The sequence below is a fragment of the Candidatus Nanosynbacter sp. TM7-087 genome, assembly GCF_022828365.1.
GTDB lineage: Bacteria > Patescibacteriota > Saccharimonadia > Saccharimonadales > Saccharimonadaceae > Nanosynbacter.
Genome location: NZ_JAJQJU010000002.1, coordinates 93482 through 111999 on the forward strand (window position 1 = coordinate 93482; position 18518 = coordinate 111999).

Consider the following 18518-nt stretch of genomic DNA (forward strand, 5'->3'; position numbering starts at 1 on the left):
ATCTGTTAGTTTTATACTGTTTTTAGCGTCGGGGTGTGGCGCAGCTCGGTAGCGCGCACCGTTCGGGACGGTGAGGTCGCTGGTTCAAATCCAGTCACCCCGACCATGAAATTATTGGGCGTACGTTCAGCTTAATTGAACCTCTGGCTATTAGCAATCAAAGGAGGTTTTATGCGACGAAGAGTAAACGTACGCGGAATTATTATCAACAATAAGGGCGAAATTTTCTGCCAAAAACTAACAGCAAACACCGGCAAAGGTCGTGATTTTTGGTGTACGCCGGGCGGCGGCTTGGAAATTGGCGAAAGCTTGTTGGACGGCTTGCGTCGAGAAATGATTGAAGAAACTGGCGTCAAACCAGAAATCGGTAAGTTGTTATTTGTCCAGCAATTCGCCGAATCAGGCGAACAATCAGCACACGGCCCAAATGAACAATTGGAGTTTTTCTTCCTCATCACCAACTGGCAAGATTACCAGCACATCAACCTGGGGCAAACATCGCACGGCGTCGAGGAAGTAGCGGAATGCGGCTTTATCGATCCGAAAACGACGCGAATTTTACCGAGTTATCTGACAGAGGTTGACCTGGACCAGCTGGTTAACAAATTGACAGAAGTCCCAGTTCTAAGCGAATTATAGCGAGGTCACTCGGGCTATTTGGCGAAGAATTTTTTGGCACGTTCAGTTTTCGGGTGATCCATAACCTGTTCAGGTGTTCCATTTTCGATAATCTCACCCTTGTCTAAGAAAATCATCCTAGTTCCAACTTCGCGGGCAAATTTCATTTCGTGAGTAACGATTACCATCGTCATTCCCTTTTTGGCAACTTTTCTAATCACATCCAAAACTTCACCAATCATCTCTGGGTCTAGCGCTGAAGTCGGCTCATCAAAAAGCATAATCTTCGGCTCCATCGCTAGCGCCCGCGCAATTGCTACTCGCTGTTTTTGACCGCCAGACAAACTATTCGGCGAAGCGTCCGCTTTGTCTAATAGTCCAACATCGTCCAATAAACTTCGCGCCAATTTTGTCGCTTTTTGATCTGAAAATTTACGCAGCTTTTTCGGAGCTAATTTAATATTTTCAATCACGCTCAAATTCGGAAACAGATTAAATTGCTGAAAAACCATGCCAATATTCTGACGCAAGGCGTTCAAGTTTACGTGTGGATCAGTAATTTTCACTCCATCGACAATAATCTCGCCCGAAGTCGGTTCCTCCAGCAAGTTCAGACAACGCAAGAATGTCGACTTGCCGGAACCAGACGAGCCAACCACCACGACAATCTCGCCCTCTTCAATTTCTACGTCAATATCGCGAAGAACTCGATTTGCGCCGAACGTTTTTTTCAAGTTTTTAACGCTGATTATCGTCATGTTTCAATTTCCTTTCTACTCGCGCCATTACTCGCGTAAAAATCGCCGTCAAAATTAAGTACATCGCCGCAGCAGCAAATAGCGATTGAAAAGCTGTCGCCGTCTGAAAACGAATATTGTCCGCGCCCCGCATAATATCATTCAAGCCAATCCAACCAACAACCGAAGTTTCCTTTAATAGCGCGATAAATTCACTAATCAACGCCGGCAATGAATTTCTCATTGCTTGCGGCAAAATGACTAGCCGCATTGCCTGCCAATTACTCAGACCCAAAGATCTAGCCGCTTCCATTTGCCCCTTGTCAATACTCTGAATTCCGCCACGAATAATCTCGGCGATATACGCACCGCTATTTATCCCAAACGCCACCGCCGCCACAAAAATCTTCGGCATAAATTGATACGACCCAAAAACGACGTAATACATAATCAATAACTGGACCAAAAGTGGCGTGCCGCGAATAATATCGACATAAATTTTTCCCAAACTAGCCAGCGGATTAAAGTTCGCGAGTCTGCTCGTTTTCATCCTGCCAAATGGGCGTAAATTCGACGTACGCATCAGAGCAACAAGTACACCAATTGCCGACCCTAAAATAAGCGACAACACAGTCAAAACCATTGTCACCTCTAATCCATGCCATAAAAATAGCCATCGACCGCCGCCAAAAATCACTTCCCAAAAATTCACGATTTAGCCTCCTCGCCAAAATATTTGCGGATCAGCTTTTCATAGCGACCATCTTTTTTCATCTTGGCAATTTCTTTATTAACCTTTTCTAAGAGGTCTTTATTATCTTTTTTAATAGCAATCGCATAACTTTCATCGCTGAGCGCGCCCGGTAAGATTTCTAAGTCAGAAAACCCAGCCGAATACTGCTTTGCGGGAGCGTCGTCCAGAATGACCGCTTCAATTTTTCCCGAACTTAATTCCTGCAAAACACTCGGCGCGGTTTGGAACTGCGTGACTGATGCGCCGGTAATCTTAGACGCCAAAGTATCGCCAGTCGTACCCAGCTGCACGCCAATTTTTCGCCCTGGTAATTGATACTTATTGCGAATTGGACTTCCCTTTTTAACAATTATTCTCTGCGACGCCGAATAATACGAATCTGAAAACAACGCATTTTTTTCTCGCTCAGGCGTTACTGTCATTCCAGCCGCTACCATATCAATTTGCCCACTATCCAGCGCCGGGAGTAGCCCGTCAAACGACATGTCTTCGACCTTCAAATCTTTACCCAAGCTTTTAGCAATTTCCCTCGCCAGATCAACGTCAAAGCCAACCACTTGATTATTATCAATATATTCAAACGGCTTAAATCCAGCATTCGTGCCCATCACCAAAACATCAGTTTTTGAGCCAATTACGCCATCTCGATGTAAAATATCGCCCAACATCAAACAAATCATCCCCGCAAATAAAACCAGCCCAATCCACCAACTAATTCCGAATGTGTGCGTCTTGTTCTTGCTCATGCTTTTATTATACCCCTCCATCCGCAAAAAACGTAAGTGATATAATAGAATAGTGAGAAAAATTAAATTTACCAAACGTTTCTGGATTAAATCAATATCAATCATCTTGCTTTTTTTGGCGGCATTTTGCTTAATTGCGGCGCGCTATAAATATATCGTCTTTAAAGGTTCACAAATCGACGAGATAATTTTTTATTTCGTCAACGGATTAGCTGGTGGCAAATCTGACAATTTATGGTCGGCCGTCCTGCAAAATCTTCCGCTGGTTTTCCTATTATTCGGCGCATTATTAATCCCAATGTTCGACAAATCGATCTCTTTCATCAATCGCATAATCGCCTTTTGCTTGAAAAAAATCAAATCATCACGAAAATTTACCCTGCCGTTTTTACGATTACGAAATCAAGCAATTTACTCGCTGAGTATGTTTTTAATTGCGATCGTCCTTCTAATTCAAAGTTTCGGCATTCCTAACTATATTTATGCCTTGACCCAATCAACCAAATTATACGAAGAAAATTACGTCAATCCAAAAACCGCCAAATTGACTTTCCCAGAGAAAAAGCGCAACTTAATATACATATATTTAGAATCAATGGAAAACACTTTAGCGTCAAAGGCTAATGGCGGCAGCTCCGAAACCTCCGTTATTCCAGAGCTGGAAGAATTGGCGTTAAAAAATACCTCATTCTCAAACAAAGCATCCGGTGTCGGCGGCGCCTTGCCTGCAACAAACACCGGCTGGACCGTGGCGGGAATGGCTGCGCAATCTACTGGTGTCCCACTGAAAGAAAACTTGGTTGGCGGACGCGACCATAACGCCCTGGGCGAGTTTAAGAAGTTCTTACCAGGCGCTTACAGTCTTGGTGAGATTTTAGAAAAACAAGGCTATAATCAAACATTTATTATGGGTTCTGAAGCAAGTTTTGGCGGACGCGATAAATTATTAACTCAGCATGGCAATTTCAATATCGAAGATTACAATTACGCCAAAAAACACGGAAAAATATCCGAAGATTACAAAGTTTGGTGGGGTTATGAAGACAAAAAATTATTCCAATTTGCCCGCGAAGAAGCCTCGCGCTTGGCGGCATCAGACAAGCCGTTCAACTTACAACTACTCACCGCCGACACGCATTTTACCGATGGCTATTTGGATGAAACCTGCGCCAAAACCTTCAGTAATCAATACGACAATGTTCACGCTTGTTCCTCAAAACAGGTCGCCGCATTCGTCAATTGGGTTAAATCTCAGCCATTTTATGAAAACACCACGATTGTCATTTCTGGCGATCACTTAGGAATGCAGACTTCATACTACGACGAAAAAATTGGCGGAACTAATTATCAGCGAACCATTTACAACACGTTTATAAATCCAGCCATTCCAACTAGTCACTCAAAGAATCGTCAATTCACGACATTCGATATGTATCCGTCAACTTTGGCCGCGCTGGGAGTTAAAATTGATGGCGACCGATTAGGTCTGGGTACAAACTTATTTTCTGGAAAGAAAACCTTGGCCGAACAGTACGGCGGAATTGAAAAATTAAATTCAGAACTTTCCAAACGTTCCGCTTATTACGAAAATAAGATTTTTACCAAATCTGGCAATTAGCCATTGTAGCCATTTGGATTATTGCTCTGCCAATTCCAAGCGTCGCGGCAAGCATCTTCAATTGTCAATTCTGCTCGCCAACCTAATTCTTTTTCTGCCAAGCCTGGGTCTGCATAACACGCCGCAATGTCACCTGCTCGACGTGGCGTAACTTGATACGGAACATCGCGACCAGACGCCTTCTCAAACGCCTTCACTAATTCCAAAACTGAAGTGCCACGACCAGTGCCGATATTATAGACTTTATATTCGTTCGGTCGGCCCAAATTCTCCAGAGCTGCCACGTGAGCCTTTGCCAAATCAACCACGTGAATATAATCGCGCACGCCAGTTCCATCTGGGGTGTCATAATCATCGCCAAAAACGCTCAAATACTCTCGCTTACCAACAGCAACTTGCGACACGAACGGCAGAAGATTGTTCGGGATTCCCGAGGGATTTTCCCCGATGCGACCACTCGGATGCGCGCCAACTGGATTAAAATAGCGGAGAGATGTAAATTGCCAATTTTGATTTGTCGCAGAAATATCGCGAAGCATTTGCTCAATCATCAACTTTGTTTGGCCATATGGATTTGTGGCAGACAACGGCATATCTTCGGTAATTGGTAATCGAGCAGGATCGCCATAAACTGTTGCCGAACTAGAAAACACCAATTTCTTCACGTCAAATTCTTGCATCACATCAAGCAAAACCAGCGTGCTTTCAAGGTTATTTTTATAGTAAAGAAGCGCCTTTTCAACCGACTCGCCAACCGCCTTCAACCCAGCAAAGTGAATCACAGCATCAATTTTTTCAGACTTAAACAATTCTGATAGTCGCTGATGATCACATAAATCGAATTCGTGAAACGGTATTGATTGACCCGTAATTTCTTCAACTCGCTTCAGACTTTCGACGGACGAGTTTGATAAATTATCAACAACCACTACTTTATGATTTGATGACAATAGTTCGATGATAGTGTGACTGCCGATATATCCAGCGCCACCAGTGACAAGAATATTCATACGCTTATTATACTACAAAAAGCCTATTTATTTTATTAGCACTCTTGCACTGAGAGTGCTAATTTGCTATTATGACTATACCAAATTTCACCATTCTGTCTTTTACTGGGGCGCAACAAATTAGGACTAAAAACCAAAAGGATGATTTTATGCCACCAAACATGAATCAAGAAGAAACAACTAAACCGCTCGAAAAGTTCGGTACAGATATAACAGCGTTGGCGCGCGAAGGTAAACTCGATCCAGTAATCGGTCGAGATGAAGAAATTCGACGCACTATGCAAATCCTAAGTCGTCGCACTAAAAATAACCCAGTTCTTATCGGTGAGCCGGGAGTTGGTAAAACCGCAATTGTTGAAGCGTTGGCGCAACGAATTGTTAAAGGCAACGTTCCCGCTTCACTGAAGGATAAGCGACTAATTTCCCTGGAAATTTCCAGTCTTTTGGCGGGCGCTAGTTTTCGTGGACAATTTGAGGATCGATTGAAAGCCGTTCTGAAAGAAGTAGAAGACGCAGCCGGTGAGATTATTCTTTTTGTCGATGAGATTCACACCATGGTTGGTGCTGGAAAAAGCGAAGGTAGCATGGACGCGGGCAATATGTTAAAGCCAGCGCTGGCTCGCGGAAAATTGCACATGATTGGCGCGACGACTCTCGCTGAATATCGTCAATATGTCGAAAAAGATGCCGCTCTAGAACGAAGATTTCAACCAGTTTACGTTGGCGAACCAAGCTTTGACGACACTGTCGCCATCTTGCGCGGATTGAAGGAAAAATACGAAATTCATCACGGAGTAAAAATCGCCGATGACGCAATCGTGGCAGCCGCCAGATTATCTACCAGGTATTTGCCTGACCGATTTCTACCAGACAAAGCAGTCGACTTGCTTGACGAAGCGACCAGCTCGCTCAAAATGCAGTTAGAAAGCGTGCCAATTGCACTAGATCGATTGAACAATAGACGCTTGCAATTGGAAATCGAGGAAGCGGCGCTAAAAAAGGACAAATCCGACCACGCCAATATTCGCAAAGACGAAATCAAGGAGCAAATTGCCGAAATTCGCGCAAAAGCCGAAGTGATTGATAAAAAATGGCAGCACGAAAAAGACATTTTGCAAACCGTCAACACGACTACCGAAAAAATGGACAATCTGCGTTCGCAATTGGAGATTGCCGAACGCGACGCGGACTTAGCCACCGCCAGCCGCATTAAGTATGGCGATTTACCGGAGCTGGAGAAAAAATTGGCAAACGCTCGCGAGGAATTGGCGGCAATTCCAACTCACGACCGATTGCTCCGCGAAGAAGTTACGCCTGACGATATCGCTGGCGTGGTAGCGCGCTGGACCGGAATTCCGGTGGAGCGATTGATGGAAAGCGAATCCAGCAAATTGACCAAATTGGAAGAATCAATTAGCCGCCAAGTCATCGGACAAGATCGCGCCGTGGCAGTCGTAGCAAGCGCCATTCGTAGGTCACGCGCTGGACTCGGCGACGTTAATCGACCGATTGGCTCATTCCTATTCCTCGGACCTACTGGCGTGGGAAAAACAGAAGTCGCGCGCAGTTTGTGTCGTGAATTATTCGACGACGAGCACGCCATGATTCGAATTGACATGAGCGAATATATGGAACGCCACGCCGTAGCCAGATTGATCGGTTCGCCTCCAGGATATGTCGGTTACGATCAAGGTGGTCAATTGACGGAGGCTGTTAGGCGACGCCCTTATAGCGTGGTTTTGTTTGACGAAATCGAAAAAGCACACCCCGACGTGTTTAACGTTCTGTTGCAAGTTTTGGACGACGGTCGATTGACGGACGGACAAGGACGAACGATTGACTTTAGCAACACCATTATCATCATGACCAGCAACGTCGGATCGCAAATGATTATGGACTACACGGGCGACGACATTAGTTCGCTCGACAATCAAATTTTAGAAACGCTTCGTGGTCATTTCCGCCCAGAATTCTTAAACCGAATTGACGACATTGTGATTTTTGATCGCATTCATCCTGAATCGATGCACGCAATTGTTGATGTGCAATTAGAAAAAGTTATTCGCCAAGTTAAGGATAGTCGCGACATAACGTTGGATTTTAATAGTAGCGTCCGCGATATGTTGGCGCGAGACGGCTATGACCCGAGTTTCGGCGCTCGCCCACTTAAGCGTTTGATTCAAAAACGCGTGCTTGATCCTTTGGCGCTCGAACTGATCGACGGCAAGATTCACGACGGCGACACAGTAAAAGTTGCCGCCGTGGATGATCGAATTGCCTTTACGAATATCGTATAATAGGCGCATGGGTCGAATTCACAGCAAGCAGGAATCCATCAAATCAGCGATTTTAGGAGTCGGCAGAATGCTTGGTTTGCCGAAATATTTCCTAATAACAATTGTCGCGACCGTCGTCTTCGCCGTGATAATTTATTTCGCAATCAACGCCAATTTTTACGGACCACTAATGACATCACGCCTGCCAATCCTCGATAAAATCACGCTGCTCGGTTCGATGATTATAGACATTTTCAAGCAAAGTTTCATTTCGCTAAATGGTGCGCTGCTTATAGTAGTGTCAATTCTTCAAGGCATATCGATCGCCGCTGTAATTTTTACAGCAAAGAATAATCGCGACAATGAAAAAACTGTATCTCGACAAGTCGGACTAAGCGGAATCACATCAATTGCCGCAACAATTGGACTCGGCTGCGTTCCCTGCGGAACATCACTAATCTTGCCAATTGTAACTCTATTTTTCTCGGGAGCTGCCGCCGCTACCGCCGCAAATATCGCCAGCATAATAGTCCTTTTATTAGCTTTACTACTCAGTTTATTCTCGCTATATAAATTAGGTCAAATTATTTTTATGTACACAGAATTATCTAAACAGGAGAAAATATGAATCGACAAAAATCATCAGGCATAGCACTTATTTGGGTTCTTTCGGGAATTGTAATCGTGGGAATTGTATCTTTGTTTATTTATGGAATTGTCAATCGTCCGCCGAATCGTCACATTGGTGATAATAAACCGTGGAATGAAAAAATGTCACAAGGATCCGCTGACGCGAAAAACGTGTTCATTGATTATACTGACTATTTTTGTTCATTTTGCGCCGAGGTCGAAGCCGCAACCAGCACAGAATTCTTCAAAAATGACTATATTAAATCCGGAAAAGTTCGTTATGAGCATCGCGTAGTAACACTATTAAAAGAGATGACCAACAATACCGAAACTGGTGCTCACGCTGCATTTTGTGCTGCTGATCAAGATAAATATTGGCAGTACACCCACGATATCGTCCCGCGCATTAAAACTGATTATTTTAATAAAGGAATTGGCGTAAAAAACGTTGCTGTGCCGAAAAAAATCCCTGCTCTTCCGCTGGAATATTTCCTGACTTCCGCCAAAAATGTCGGCATGAATGAATCGCAATTTTCCGACTGTATGATTAAAAAACCGCACCAAAAAGAAATTGATAGCAACACACAAAAAGCCTTGTCTCTTGGCGTAAATGGCTTGCCGTACATGGTCATTAACGACTATCAAACCAGCGGATTCGTCGGTGGAGAGAGTGGCTTAAGGGCAATTTTGAAGGCTGGCGGCGTCGAATAATTATTTGATTTGTCGCGCGGAATTAAGCAACTCCCGTGATAAAAATATCAAGCATCCGCTTACGATAAGCGTAACGTCTTTCTATTTGTTTCACTATCCTTGAATAGTTATTCCCACCTAAATAGCTTAATGGCTAAGAAATAGACAACAAAAGTCCAAGCCGCGATAACGCCGAATTGTGGCAAGACTTCCATAAAACTTGCATGTTCAGTCATAATTAACCGGAAGCCATCTGTAACCGGAGTCAGAGGAATAAACTGAGCTACACTTCGCAGCCATTCTGGAAATAGATGAAGTGGAAAAAACGTACCAGATAAAAACATCATCGGGAAAGAGATTAGGCTACTTAATGACGATGACTGATCTTCGTTCTCTGACAACCCAGCAATTAATAACCCCACACCCACAGTCATAAATGCAGACAATACAGACATCATTGCAAATAGCACCCAGTCGCCTCGCATATTAAAGTGGAATATCAACGTCCCAGCGACAGCCATCATCACCAAACTAAGCAAGGAAATCGTCGTATAATGAATTGCTGTGGAGATGATTAACTGACCAGAAGTAAACGGCGCCGCGCGTAACCGACGATATAAACCACGTTTCTTTTCAGCCGGTATTTGATTAGATAGGCCAAAAATACCCATACTCATCAAACTGAAAGTCAATAGTCCCGTAAACATGTAGTCAAACGATTTTAATTGCTCATCACCAATCGCTTTACCAACAGCTTTAAGCGGAGCTTCAGGTTGACCCATCTGACTATTGATACTATTGGTAATTTGATTCATCACTGCCACCAACGCGCCGCCTGTTTGTTCAGAACCCTTGGAGTAAATAACATTCATTGTGCCTGTTGGAATAGGATGATTGCCATTATTTTTTATCGCGCCAAAATCACTTGGAAGCTCAATAATACCGTTAAGCTCCGACCGCTTCATCTTTTCACGTGCGTCATTCATATCTTTAACGTCTTTAATTTTTAGAATCGAATCCTTCGAATTTTCTTTGGCATTTTTAACAAAACTTTTGGCAAATTCTGTCTGCGAATTGTTGACAATTGCAATATTAAAACTGGTCGAATCATTACTAAAAACTGACCCAAAAACTAATAGGAAAATCAGCGGAAAAAGGAAAGTAAAGAATAGCGCCATTTTATCTCGAACGAAACGCTTTTGCTGAGCGCGAACTTGCCCGAATATTCCAATCCAATATTTTTTCATGTTAATCCCGAATTGCCTTTCCTGTTAAATCAATAAACACGTCCTCTAAGTTGGCCTGCTCGACAACTTGTTCCTTCTTAAAACCACGCGCCAATAATTGCTGAATGAGATTATGCGGCGTATCAATTGTTATAATCTTACCGCTATCCATAATCGCCAGACGATCACACAATAATTCCGCCTCGTCCATATAATGCGTCGTCAAAAGAATCGTAATTCCCTCGTCGCGGATTTCCTTAATCAAGTCCCACAAATTTCTACGCGCCTGCGGATCAAGTCCAGTGGTCGGCTCGTCCAGAAACAACACTTTTGGATTATTCACCAATGTCGAAGCAATCGCAAAACGCTGTTTTTGACCACCAGAAAGCTGCTCGACGTAATTCTTAGCCTTTTCTGTCAATTGAACCTTAGAAAGTAGCGCCTCGGCATCAACTGTCCGACCATATAAACTACCAAACATTTTCAATTGTTCACGCAAAGTCAGTTTGTCATAAAAAGCCGTCGACTGAAGCTGAATACCGATTATATTCTTAATGTCCTTAGGTTTCTTAGCGACATCTATGCCGTCAATTGTAACCACGCCGCCATCAATTGGTCTGAGCGCTTCCAGCATTTCCAACGTTGTTGTTTTGCCCGCGCCGTTAGGGCCAAGAATCCCAAATATCTCACCCTTTTTAACTTCAAACGACACGCCGTCGACCACGTTATTTCCATCATAAGTTTTAACGAGTTTATCGACTTTTATAATTGGCTCAAGTTCCACTCCGCAAATTCCTCTCTGTTGTAATTTTTGATCAAGCTAGTCTCTACTTATCATCAATGATAACAAAACCAAAATACTAGTGCTATACTTATAATATGCGCATTCAGAGAAAAAAAGCAAAACCAAAATCAAAAAAACTATTTATTATCATACCGTTTTTGATATTGCTATTTTCGGCAGGGCTATTTGGGATATATTTCCTCAATCAATCACACTCGCGACAAACGACTGCACCTTCTGACGAAAAGTATTATTTTGCCGACTCGAAATATTCTGGCATTCGCTCAAAATTTGTCACCAGAGATAACAAACGGGAAAAAGTTTCAATTGAATATCCGATCACGGAAAATGAAAAGATTAATCGCTTAATTAGCGAGTCGATTGATAAAATTGATCGCGATTTTCAAAATACGGTTTTACTGGCGACAGTTTTTGACAAACCAATGACCGAAACAATTGGTTATCAAGTCACGCACAACACTTCAGAAGCGCTGTCAATTGTCGTCAATATTAAGCAAGATATGAATGGCGCCCATCCAGCATCAATGACGCAATTTTGGACTTTCGACAAAAAATCTGGCGAAGTCGTCGGATTAGCTGATTTTACGGAACAGTCCGATGAAGCCGCCGAAGCAATCATATCCGCTGCCAAAAATAATATTTCTCAGATCATCAAGCAACGCCAGCAGCCAGAAATTGACCTGAATGAAATCATAAATAAAGAAGCTTTGTCTAATTTCATCATCACCAACGACGGCAATGCACTGGCTTGGCCGCTCGGTCAGGCGTCGCTACTGCCATCATCTTACGGTGAATTGACAATTACCGTGCCAATTTCCTCCGTTTCTAAATACCTGCAAAACCCAACGGCGAGAAAATTCGCCAACATCCCCAAACCTGCAGAAAAACCAAAACCGGCACCTGCTGCGCCAACACCTACCGTCGCGAATAAAACAATTGCTCTAACTTTTGATGACGGACCCGGACCATACACCGAAAAACTGTTGAATATATTGGATAAGTACGACGCCAAGGCGACATTTTTCCTAATCGGTAGCAAAGTTTCAGCACGTGCCAATACATTGCGCCGTATGCAGTCGCGCGGACATCAATTAGGTAATCACTCTTGGTCACATCCAGAGTTAAATAAGGTTTCGGCAGAGCAACTCGCTAGTGAAATTGACCAGACGAATAACGCCATAAAACAAGCAGTCGGCACCAAGCCTAATATCATACGTCCGCCATACGGCGCGTTTAATCGGGCGGTTTTGGAGCAATTCCGTCAACGCGGAATGTCGGCAGTTGTTTGGTCTGTCGATACGCGCGACTGGGCTGATCGTAATAGTGAAATCGTCTGTTCAAGAGCTGTTGCTGGCGCTCGCAATGGAGCTGTGATTTTAATGCACGACATTCATCAGACATCCGTAAATGCCGTTCCTTGCATTCTTGACTCACTCAAACAGCAGGGCTATTCATTTGTAACGGTACAAAATTTAATCGGCGATATGACACCGGGCGCCGTTTATCCGTAAACTTAATCAATCTCAAATATCTTATATTTTGAAGTTGCACCGCGCACTAATTTAACTTTGGACGGCGAAACCTTAAAATGTTTTGCCAATAATTTAATAGTCGCCGCGTTGGCTCGACCTTCAATTGCTGGAGCTTTGGCATAAACCGTCAATGTGTCATCGTCATTTTTCACGACTTCCTCACGATGACGAGAGTTTGGTTTAATGTGTACGGAGATTTTCATAATTCAATAATCATTACCCTTAAAACGACATCACATCCAACTCCCGCGGCAAAATCTCCTGCACTTCTACCGAACCTGCTACCAAATGATAGCCGTGCAACTTTGACGGCAAATCACGCTCGACAGAACGCCAATTAACTGGGCGATTTTCATCAAAATAATCGAGCAGTTCTGCGTTCAAAAAATGGTTGCGTGGCAGATCCACCGAACCATCCTGGTTAACAATCAGCGCTATCGACGAGCCCGACGTCACGCCATTTTCATTCTTGGCATACGCCGCTGTCACCAGATAGACCACTGGCTCAAATTCTAACACCGACTGATTGATCGCCTCCACCTGCACCTGGCTACGACGCGCAAGCTGCTGATTGATTTTTGTTGTTAATTCATCAACGCTATCCTTACCGTCACCAATACGGCAATAGTCGCAACCATCCGCTGCCTCGACATATTCCAGCAACAAATCCATATCGACTTCAGTATCCTTAACGCCATGCTGTGACAATTGCTCCACCATCTCATGCAGCGCGCCCAGCAAACTATAATCATTAACATTTCTGGCAGCATCACCGATGCGGATGATGGCGCGAGCGATAGTGATGGTTTTGTTTGTTTTGTTCATACATTCTCCTTAGCATCTTTACTCCGCTCCAAAAGCATTTGTAAGCACCCAGTAGCCAACAACGGGCGAACATAATAATTTGCGTGTGTATCAGGTGCCACAATTACCATCTCCGACCATAGTCAACGCCTGCCGCAAACTCCGCACCGGCGCCGCATATGGTACATTAATTTCTGCAAAATGCTGACGGGCCGCAGTAATTTTAGCTCGTTCATTAGCACTCAAGTGATTATCATTAATATCATCTGAGCCTTTCGTCTCAGCAACAAAGTAAATCCGCTCATCGCCGTCAAACGCTACTGCCCAATCTGGATTATACTTACCAACCGGTGTATCAATCTTGAACCAACTTGGTAGCTTAATATAAAACTTAACGTCGGTATTGTCCTCCAGCGACTGCATGAATTCACGCTCAACTTCCGAATCAACCGCCACATAATCGTAGATGGTTTTTGCCAGGTCGGTCACTGCAACTACCCCACTCTTCATCGCTGCATCATACAGGTATGTCTGTAATTCACTATTCTCAAACAACGTCATGTCATAATGCTCACCCGTTCTGTGATATTTAACACCGTCAACTGCTAAGCGCCGCTTCACACGATTAATCGCCCGAGCCGTCTCATCAATAACCTGCTGTGGATTAATAGCAATCTGCTCAAACATCTCCGCCTGATCAAGCACATCAAATATCACCCGGCGGGTCATTTGTGTCTGACGCTGAATATCCGCTAATAAATTCGGTATCTTAACTTCAGTTTGGCGTGCCGCATAGGCGTTAAAGCCGGTCTCGCACACCATAAAACCGCTGTCATTATTCATCGAGTCAATCAGTGTTTTAGTATCAGCAATGTGCGGTTTGCTAATAGTGATCTGTGCTAATTCATTAGCCGACTCCGCTGCTAACTTCTCTGTATCAATTGCCACCCGGTAGGTCGTTTTATGTTTAATTTTATCCCATAATTCCTTGAAAGCCGGATCAAGCGCCCGTGATTTCTGAAAGCTGACGACTTGCCGATTATCACGATTCTTGATTCGCCCACCAAAGTGAATGCCCGTTTCTTCCTCAATTTCCGTCTGGAGCTTGCGACTAAAATCTGCATAACTCTCGTTAGCAATCACCGTTAGTATATTGACGTTATCGTCATACACTCGTTGCCCATCGATATTAACCGGCAGACGCAGTCCTCGTCCGATTTCTTGGCGCTTTTTCATTTGGCTCGACGTTTCGTTAAGCGTACAAATTTGGAACACATTAGGATTATCCCAGCCCTCACGTAGTGCGGAGTGGCTAAAGATAAATCGTAGCGGCTCGCCGGTATCCAGTAGTCTTTCCTTGTCTTTCATGATTAAGTTATACGCCGTATCGTCATCCTTAGTACGGCCACCCTCGCCCTTGGTGTCACGAGAGTCTTTCAACTGACCGCTCTTATCCGCAGCAAAGTAGCCATCGTGCACCTCACTCGCCGACAAGCCGTCCATCACACCGGCATATTTTGGTTTAGACGCCACCTTGGCGTACGCCTCCTCAAACCACTTGGCGAATTTACCTTTCTGGGCGCCATTCGCCGTATACTCACGATAATTTGCCACTATATCAATGAAAAATAGGCTCAGCACTTTGACGCTACTCCCCAGTCGGCGCTGTTTGTCAAAGTGATCATCAATCGTCAGTTCAATCTGTCGCTTGATGATGTCATCATGCAGACTTTCATCACGCTGACCAACATAGACTACTTTGCCATTACTAAACTCGACGCAATTATCGCCGTGATTGATCGACTCGACGTAGTAGCCGGCATAGACTGAACGCCCTGTCTTCGCCTCCAGGTCATCACCCGGAAAAGCCTTGATGATCTTGCGCTGCAAGCCATACTCATCACTCGCATCCACCTCTATCTTGGCGAATGAGTGAGTCTTCGACTGACGCTCCAGCGACAATACATTGATATATGCATCATTATAATTATCCTCACTCTGGACACTATGCACCTAGATCTTCTTGACCAAGCCTTTATCATAGGCATCGACTGGAGTCAGCCGATAAAGCAAATTATATAAGTGCTTGTGCGTGGCACTATAGCGCAATGTGCACAGCGGATTGAGACTAGCAATAGCATTCCGCCGTATGTCCGTCTCCATATTTTGCGGCTCGTCGAGAATAACCACCGGTCGAGTAGCCTTGATGAAATCGAGCGGCCGACCATAATCGCTCTGCTTGTTCATCACATTCTGCGCCTTGGCAAAGCTATCGATAGTAATCACCATAATCTGCAAGGTATCGTTCGTCGCAAACTCACGAGCCTGACCAGTTTTCTTACTGTCCCAGACGTAGTAGTCCATCTCTGGCTTATTATAGAGATCGGCGAAGTGCTCCCTGGTGATCGCCAAATTCTTCAGCACACCCTCACGAATCGCCACACTCGGCACCACGATAATAAACTTCTTCCAACCGTAGCACTGATGTAGCTCATGAATCGTCCGCAAGTACACATATGTTTTGCCCGTGCCAGTCTCCATCTCGACGGAGAAGTTCATGCCGTGCTTCAGAGATTTTTCGCTAATTTCTAGCGGAGAAGTCATCGGCAAGTTAAAGCCAACTTCTTCAGCCTCACTTTTTCTCGATACCATTTTTCTCTTGAATTTTATGCGTATTCTCAACTATCTGCGCTATATCTAACGTCAAGCTATTCCCCTTGGCGATTGTCGCCTCTAAGCTTAATTGTCTACCTCGATCCATATGACGATTTGTACTGTCACCGTCTTTTGGCTGGCCGGTAAATATATCGACTACTGCCTGAATAGCATCAAGTTGATACTGCTGATTGGGGTCAAATTTTAGTTTCATATCTACGATTATTTTTCTTTTGAAGTACTCTCTTTTGACTTTTGAATATCAATTACTTCATGAACAACTTGCTTAAGATCAATTAATGGACGCATAGCCTCGGACACCGAATTCTCGTTATCATCCTTCCTGCTCATTGCAAATTCAAACACATCCCATATCTTCTTATAACCATACATCAAATCATAAAGAGCATCTCTTTGATTGTCTGGCACTTCTTTTACTACTAGTCCGATATCCTGAGCCTCTTTAAAGTCTATACAATACCCATGATCCGGATAGCCCAAAACTAGCTGCTCCGCTACAGCAGCTGCTTTTTCACTGTCACCTGCAAACATCCGTGAAACAAGCAGTTTTCTCAGATAATCCTTACCAGTTTCAAGTGATTTTAGTGCTTCTCCAAGAGAGAGTGGATCAGGCAATTTCTCCGCCAGAGTCTTAACGATTAGATCATGTCCGTTAGAAATCTCTCCATGCAACAATTCTAAGGAATGTTTAATTGCAAGTGGACTAAACCTTCTCTCAATACTGGGTAACTTTATTTGTGGATCCATAGGGCCAAGCTCTGAGAGTTCAGACATGACCATATTATCTGCCGCCGAAGCTATAAGGGTTGCTGCACTTTTTGCCTCGCGTAAAGGATATATTTGTAATTTTTTATTAGAATAAGCTTGGAGTAGTCGACCAATATGAAATGCCGTTCGTGCGTCACCTCCATATGAATATAACAGCACATTTAAATTATCTTGCTCTCCGATTTTACGTAAATCAGAATAAACCTCAAAAAGAGCATCCTCGTCTATACTCTGAACTGGGGGTATTATTAGTGGATAAACGAATCCTTCACTCGATTCTATAAACTTTAGTAAGCTGTTCTTAAACTGATCAGAAACTGTACCTTTTGAGTTCTTACTTTTATTATTTGCTATAGTGTTACTCTTCTTCATAATATAACTCCTGTGTTATTTTATTGACCCTTAGAATATCTCGGAAGGTCACTGACTAAAGTCATACTTCTTTATAAAAGACCTATACTTCATCACGTCACCTCCACAAAATCTGGAAATCCCGGATTTTCTAGATAACTATTCACAATTTCCGAACAAGTAATTATCTCGTTAGTTGTCTGGTTTTTCCGGACAACTGAACAACTATCTCCGTTTACAGTAAACAACTTCATCCTATTCACCTACTTCCTGTTTTGCAAGATCTTTTAAATTATCGACTTCTTGATGAATCTTACCTACGGTTTGGTTTGTTTCAGCCGTTAGTTTTAATATTTTATTGCCTACACCGAAAGACCATCGCTCCTTTTTGGTCTCTATCGGCTCTTGATATATAGAGTTAAATGTGCAAATCGCAAAATCGGTAATCTTTTTATCTCTACTTTGGTCAGATAGTCCTTTAGTAGAACGCAGCAGAGTATTTAGTGACGTCTCGATAGAGTAGGTACTTATAGCTTTGAATGCATATTTCTCATACAAACGCCTTTCCTGAGAGTATTGATTTAATGAATATATAAAAGCAAAGGTTGTAGGCGTTAGTATGCTGAAGCGTAGTAAAAACGCACTTAGGTTTATGTCAGGGGATGTTTTCATATCGTCTGCCATTGGTAAAACAAAATGCACAGCTAAATATATGGTTGCTACGATAAATATAAAAGATATTATCATCCATGTCATAAACATCAACCTGAGCTGGTTTCGTCTCTCTACAAAATGATTGGCATGTGACCCTTTAGTGCCTATGCTATATATTTCTTGGATCTTTTCTTTAAATTCAACACTTTCATCGTATTTGTTTTGAATTCCTTGAGCTACATTTTCTGCATTACCCTTAAAATTTTCAATATCTTTGATATAGCCGGCCGCATTATCACGGAAAATACGAATTTCTTTATATACAGTTTCCGCATTGGATTTTACGGCAACAATTTCAGATTTTAACTCAACCGCTTGGTCCAATATTGCCTGAAGACCTGTTTCCTCGTCGGTGATTTTTTCATTAAGCTCGGTAAATTCGGTATATGCAGTCTCCATTTCTTCAATGTTCGACTGGACACTATTTAGGGCTTCAGTAATTTTCTGAAGTTGAGCGTCGGCATTCACCTTTGATGTATTGATATTATTCTTCAGCTCCTGTGCAGACTCCAATATTGCCTGAAGACCTGTTTCCTCGTCGGTGATTTTTTCATTAAGCTCGG

General features: G+C 43.3%; 19 protein-coding genes, 1 tRNA gene and 1 pseudogene. 7 read left to right on the top strand and 14 right to left on the bottom strand.

Translation table 11 applies throughout. The features are described 5' to 3' along the window. The first annotated feature begins 29 nt into the window (after window positions 1-29). Window positions 30-106: transfer RNA gene (locus LRM41_RS03405), tRNA-Pro, on the top strand. A gap of 65 nt (window positions 107-171) precedes the next feature. Continuing rightward, window positions 172-639, top strand: a complete 468-nt coding sequence (locus tag LRM41_RS03410) for an NUDIX domain-containing protein (RefSeq protein ID WP_243819460.1) — start codon at window positions 172-174, stop codon at window positions 637-639. A gap of 14 nt (window positions 640-653) precedes the next feature. Here the strand turns inward: LRM41_RS03410 and LRM41_RS03415 are convergent, their stop codons facing one another. The 3 genes from LRM41_RS03415 to LRM41_RS03425 are packed head-to-tail and all read right to left on the bottom strand — an operon-like array spanning window position 654 to window position 2855. Further along, complete coding sequence (locus tag LRM41_RS03415) at window positions 654-1376, bottom strand: amino acid ABC transporter ATP-binding protein (RefSeq protein WP_243819461.1); 723 nt, start codon at window positions 1374-1376, stop codon at window positions 654-656. Next, window positions 1357-2067 (bottom strand): amino acid ABC transporter permease, encoded by a 711-nt coding sequence (locus LRM41_RS03420; RefSeq protein ID WP_243819462.1) that lies wholly within the window; start codon window positions 2065-2067, stop codon window positions 1357-1359. The genes LRM41_RS03415 and LRM41_RS03420 overlap by 20 nt, the downstream gene beginning before the upstream one ends. Next, window positions 2064-2855, bottom strand: a complete 792-nt coding sequence (locus tag LRM41_RS03425; RefSeq protein ID WP_243819463.1) for a basic amino acid ABC transporter substrate-binding protein — start codon at window positions 2853-2855, stop codon at window positions 2064-2066. Before LRM41_RS03425 ends, LRM41_RS03420 begins: the two co-directional genes overlap by 4 nt. Window positions 2856-2907: 52 nt before the next feature. On the opposite strand from LRM41_RS03425, the gene LRM41_RS03430 reads away from it, so the two are divergent. Next, window positions 2908-4473, top strand: a complete 1566-nt coding sequence (locus LRM41_RS03430) for an LTA synthase family protein (protein ID WP_243819464.1) — start codon at window positions 2908-2910, stop codon at window positions 4471-4473. Here the strand turns inward: LRM41_RS03430 and galE are convergent. Continuing rightward, complete coding sequence (gene galE / locus LRM41_RS03435) at window positions 4470-5483, bottom strand: UDP-glucose 4-epimerase GalE (protein WP_243819465.1); 1014 nt, start codon at window positions 5481-5483, stop codon at window positions 4470-4472. The genes LRM41_RS03430 and galE overlap by 4 nt on opposite strands. Window positions 5484-5641: 158 nt before the next feature. Here galE and LRM41_RS03440 point away from each other — a divergent pair. The 3 genes and pseudogenes from LRM41_RS03440 to LRM41_RS03450 form a co-directional block, all read left to right on the top strand. After that, window positions 5642-7780 (top strand): annotated as a pseudogene (locus tag LRM41_RS03440) (ATP-dependent Clp protease ATP-binding subunit); the annotation flags it as partial. Window positions 7781-7787: 7 nt separating this feature from the next. Beyond that, window positions 7788-8387, top strand: coding sequence for a hypothetical protein (locus tag LRM41_RS03445; protein ID WP_243819466.1), 600 nt, complete (start codon window positions 7788-7790; stop codon window positions 8385-8387). Then, window positions 8384-9100: a DsbA family protein gene (locus LRM41_RS03450; RefSeq protein WP_243819467.1), complete on the top strand. Its 717-nt coding sequence runs from the start codon at window positions 8384-8386 to the stop codon at window positions 9098-9100. The genes LRM41_RS03445 and LRM41_RS03450 overlap by 4 nt, the downstream gene beginning before the upstream one ends. Window positions 9101-9207: 107 nt before the next feature. Here LRM41_RS03450 and LRM41_RS03455 read toward each other — a convergent pair whose 3' ends face one another. Both LRM41_RS03455 and LRM41_RS04020 read right to left on the bottom strand, forming a co-directional pair. Then, the gene (locus LRM41_RS03455) at window positions 9208-10326 is read right to left on the bottom strand and encodes an ABC transporter permease (protein WP_243819468.1); all 1119 of its coding nucleotides are present in this window, start codon (window positions 10324-10326) and stop codon (window positions 9208-9210) included. Between the two features lies 1 nt (window position 10327). Next, a complete protein-coding gene (locus tag LRM41_RS04020) occupies window positions 10328-11089 on the bottom strand; it encodes an ABC transporter ATP-binding protein (protein ID WP_243819469.1) in 762 nt (253 codons plus the stop codon). Between the two features lie 95 nt (window positions 11090-11184). Here LRM41_RS04020 and LRM41_RS03465 point away from each other — a divergent pair, with 95 nt between their 5' ends. Next, entirely contained in the window at window positions 11185-12621 is a 1437-nt protein-coding gene (locus LRM41_RS03465) for a polysaccharide deacetylase family protein (protein WP_243819470.1), read from the top strand. Window positions 12622-12623: 2 nt separating this feature from the next. On the opposite strand, the gene LRM41_RS03470 is transcribed toward LRM41_RS03465, so the two are convergent. From LRM41_RS03470 to LRM41_RS03505, 8 genes are all read right to left on the bottom strand, one after another. Further along, on the bottom strand, window positions 12624-12845 hold the full coding sequence (locus LRM41_RS03470) for a DUF167 domain-containing protein (RefSeq protein WP_243819471.1): 222 nt from the start codon (window positions 12843-12845) through the stop codon (window positions 12624-12626). A 19-nt stretch (window positions 12846-12864) separates the two neighbouring features. After that, on the bottom strand, window positions 12865-13467 hold the full coding sequence (locus tag LRM41_RS03475) for a hypothetical protein (protein ID WP_243819472.1): 603 nt from the start codon (window positions 13465-13467) through the stop codon (window positions 12865-12867). 90 nt (window positions 13468-13557) lie between these two features. Further along, window positions 13558-15459 carry a restriction endonuclease gene (locus LRM41_RS04030; RefSeq protein WP_243819473.1) on the bottom strand — a complete coding sequence of 634 codons (1902 nt, stop codon included), beginning with the start codon at window positions 15457-15459 and terminating at the stop codon, window positions 13558-13560. Next, window positions 15460-16098, bottom strand: coding sequence for a DEAD/DEAH box helicase family protein (locus LRM41_RS03485; protein WP_243819474.1), 639 nt, complete (start codon window positions 16096-16098; stop codon window positions 15460-15462). Further along, window positions 16079-16315 (bottom strand): hypothetical protein, encoded by a 237-nt coding sequence (locus LRM41_RS03490; RefSeq protein ID WP_243819475.1) that lies wholly within the window; start codon window positions 16313-16315, stop codon window positions 16079-16081. The genes LRM41_RS03485 and LRM41_RS03490 overlap by 20 nt, the downstream gene beginning before the upstream one ends. An 8-nt stretch (window positions 16316-16323) precedes the next feature. After that, the gene (locus LRM41_RS03495) at window positions 16324-17262 is read right to left on the bottom strand and encodes an SDH family Clp fold serine proteinase (RefSeq protein ID WP_243819476.1); all 939 of its coding nucleotides are present in this window, start codon (window positions 17260-17262) and stop codon (window positions 16324-16326) included. Window positions 17263-17354: 92 nt separating this feature from the next. Beyond that, a complete protein-coding gene (locus LRM41_RS03500; RefSeq protein ID WP_243819477.1) occupies window positions 17355-17495 on the bottom strand; it encodes a hypothetical protein in 141 nt (46 codons plus the stop codon). A gap of 1 nt (window position 17496) precedes the next feature. Then, a partial coding sequence (locus LRM41_RS03505) for a hypothetical protein (protein WP_243819478.1) occupies window positions 17497-18518 on the bottom strand: 1022 nt, incomplete at its 5' end.

Excerpts from the sequence above, each read along its gene's own strand:
- LRM41_RS03455 (WP_243819468.1), bottom strand. The coding sequence starts at position 10,326 with ATGAAAAAATATTGGATTGGAATATTCGGGCAAGTTCGCGCTCAGCAA.
- LRM41_RS03450 (WP_243819467.1), top strand. The coding sequence starts at position 8,384 with ATGAATCGACAAAAATCATCAGGCATAGCACTTATTTGGGTTCTTTCG.
- galE (WP_243819465.1), bottom strand. The coding sequence starts at position 5,483 with ATGAATATTCTTGTCACTGGTGGCGCTGGATATATCGGCAGTCACACT.
- LRM41_RS03495 (WP_243819476.1), bottom strand. The coding sequence starts at position 17,262 with ATGAAGAAGAGTAACACTATAGCAAATAATAAAAGTAAGAACTCAAAA.
- LRM41_RS03410 (WP_243819460.1), top strand. The coding sequence starts at position 172 with ATGCGACGAAGAGTAAACGTACGCGGAATTATTATCAACAATAAGGGC.
- LRM41_RS03470 (WP_243819471.1), bottom strand. The coding sequence starts at position 12,845 with ATGAAAATCTCCGTACACATTAAACCAAACTCTCGTCATCGTGAGGAA.
- LRM41_RS03500 (WP_243819477.1), bottom strand. The coding sequence starts at position 17,495 with ATGAAGTTGTTTACTGTAAACGGAGATAGTTGTTCAGTTGTCCGGAAA.
- LRM41_RS03445 (WP_243819466.1), top strand. The coding sequence starts at position 7,788 with ATGGGTCGAATTCACAGCAAGCAGGAATCCATCAAATCAGCGATTTTA.
- LRM41_RS03465 (WP_243819470.1), top strand. The coding sequence starts at position 11,185 with ATGCGCATTCAGAGAAAAAAAGCAAAACCAAAATCAAAAAAACTATTT.
- LRM41_RS03425 (WP_243819463.1), bottom strand. The coding sequence starts at position 2,855 with ATGAGCAAGAACAAGACGCACACATTCGGAATTAGTTGGTGGATTGGG.
- LRM41_RS03485 (WP_243819474.1), bottom strand. The coding sequence starts at position 16,098 with ATGGTATCGAGAAAAAGTGAGGCTGAAGAAGTTGGCTTTAACTTGCCG.
- LRM41_RS03490 (WP_243819475.1), bottom strand. The coding sequence starts at position 16,315 with ATGAAACTAAAATTTGACCCCAATCAGCAGTATCAACTTGATGCTATT.
- LRM41_RS03475 (WP_243819472.1), bottom strand. The coding sequence starts at position 13,467 with ATGAACAAAACAAACAAAACCATCACTATCGCTCGCGCCATCATCCGC.
- LRM41_RS03415 (WP_243819461.1), bottom strand. The coding sequence starts at position 1,376 with ATGACGATAATCAGCGTTAAAAACTTGAAAAAAACGTTCGGCGCAAAT.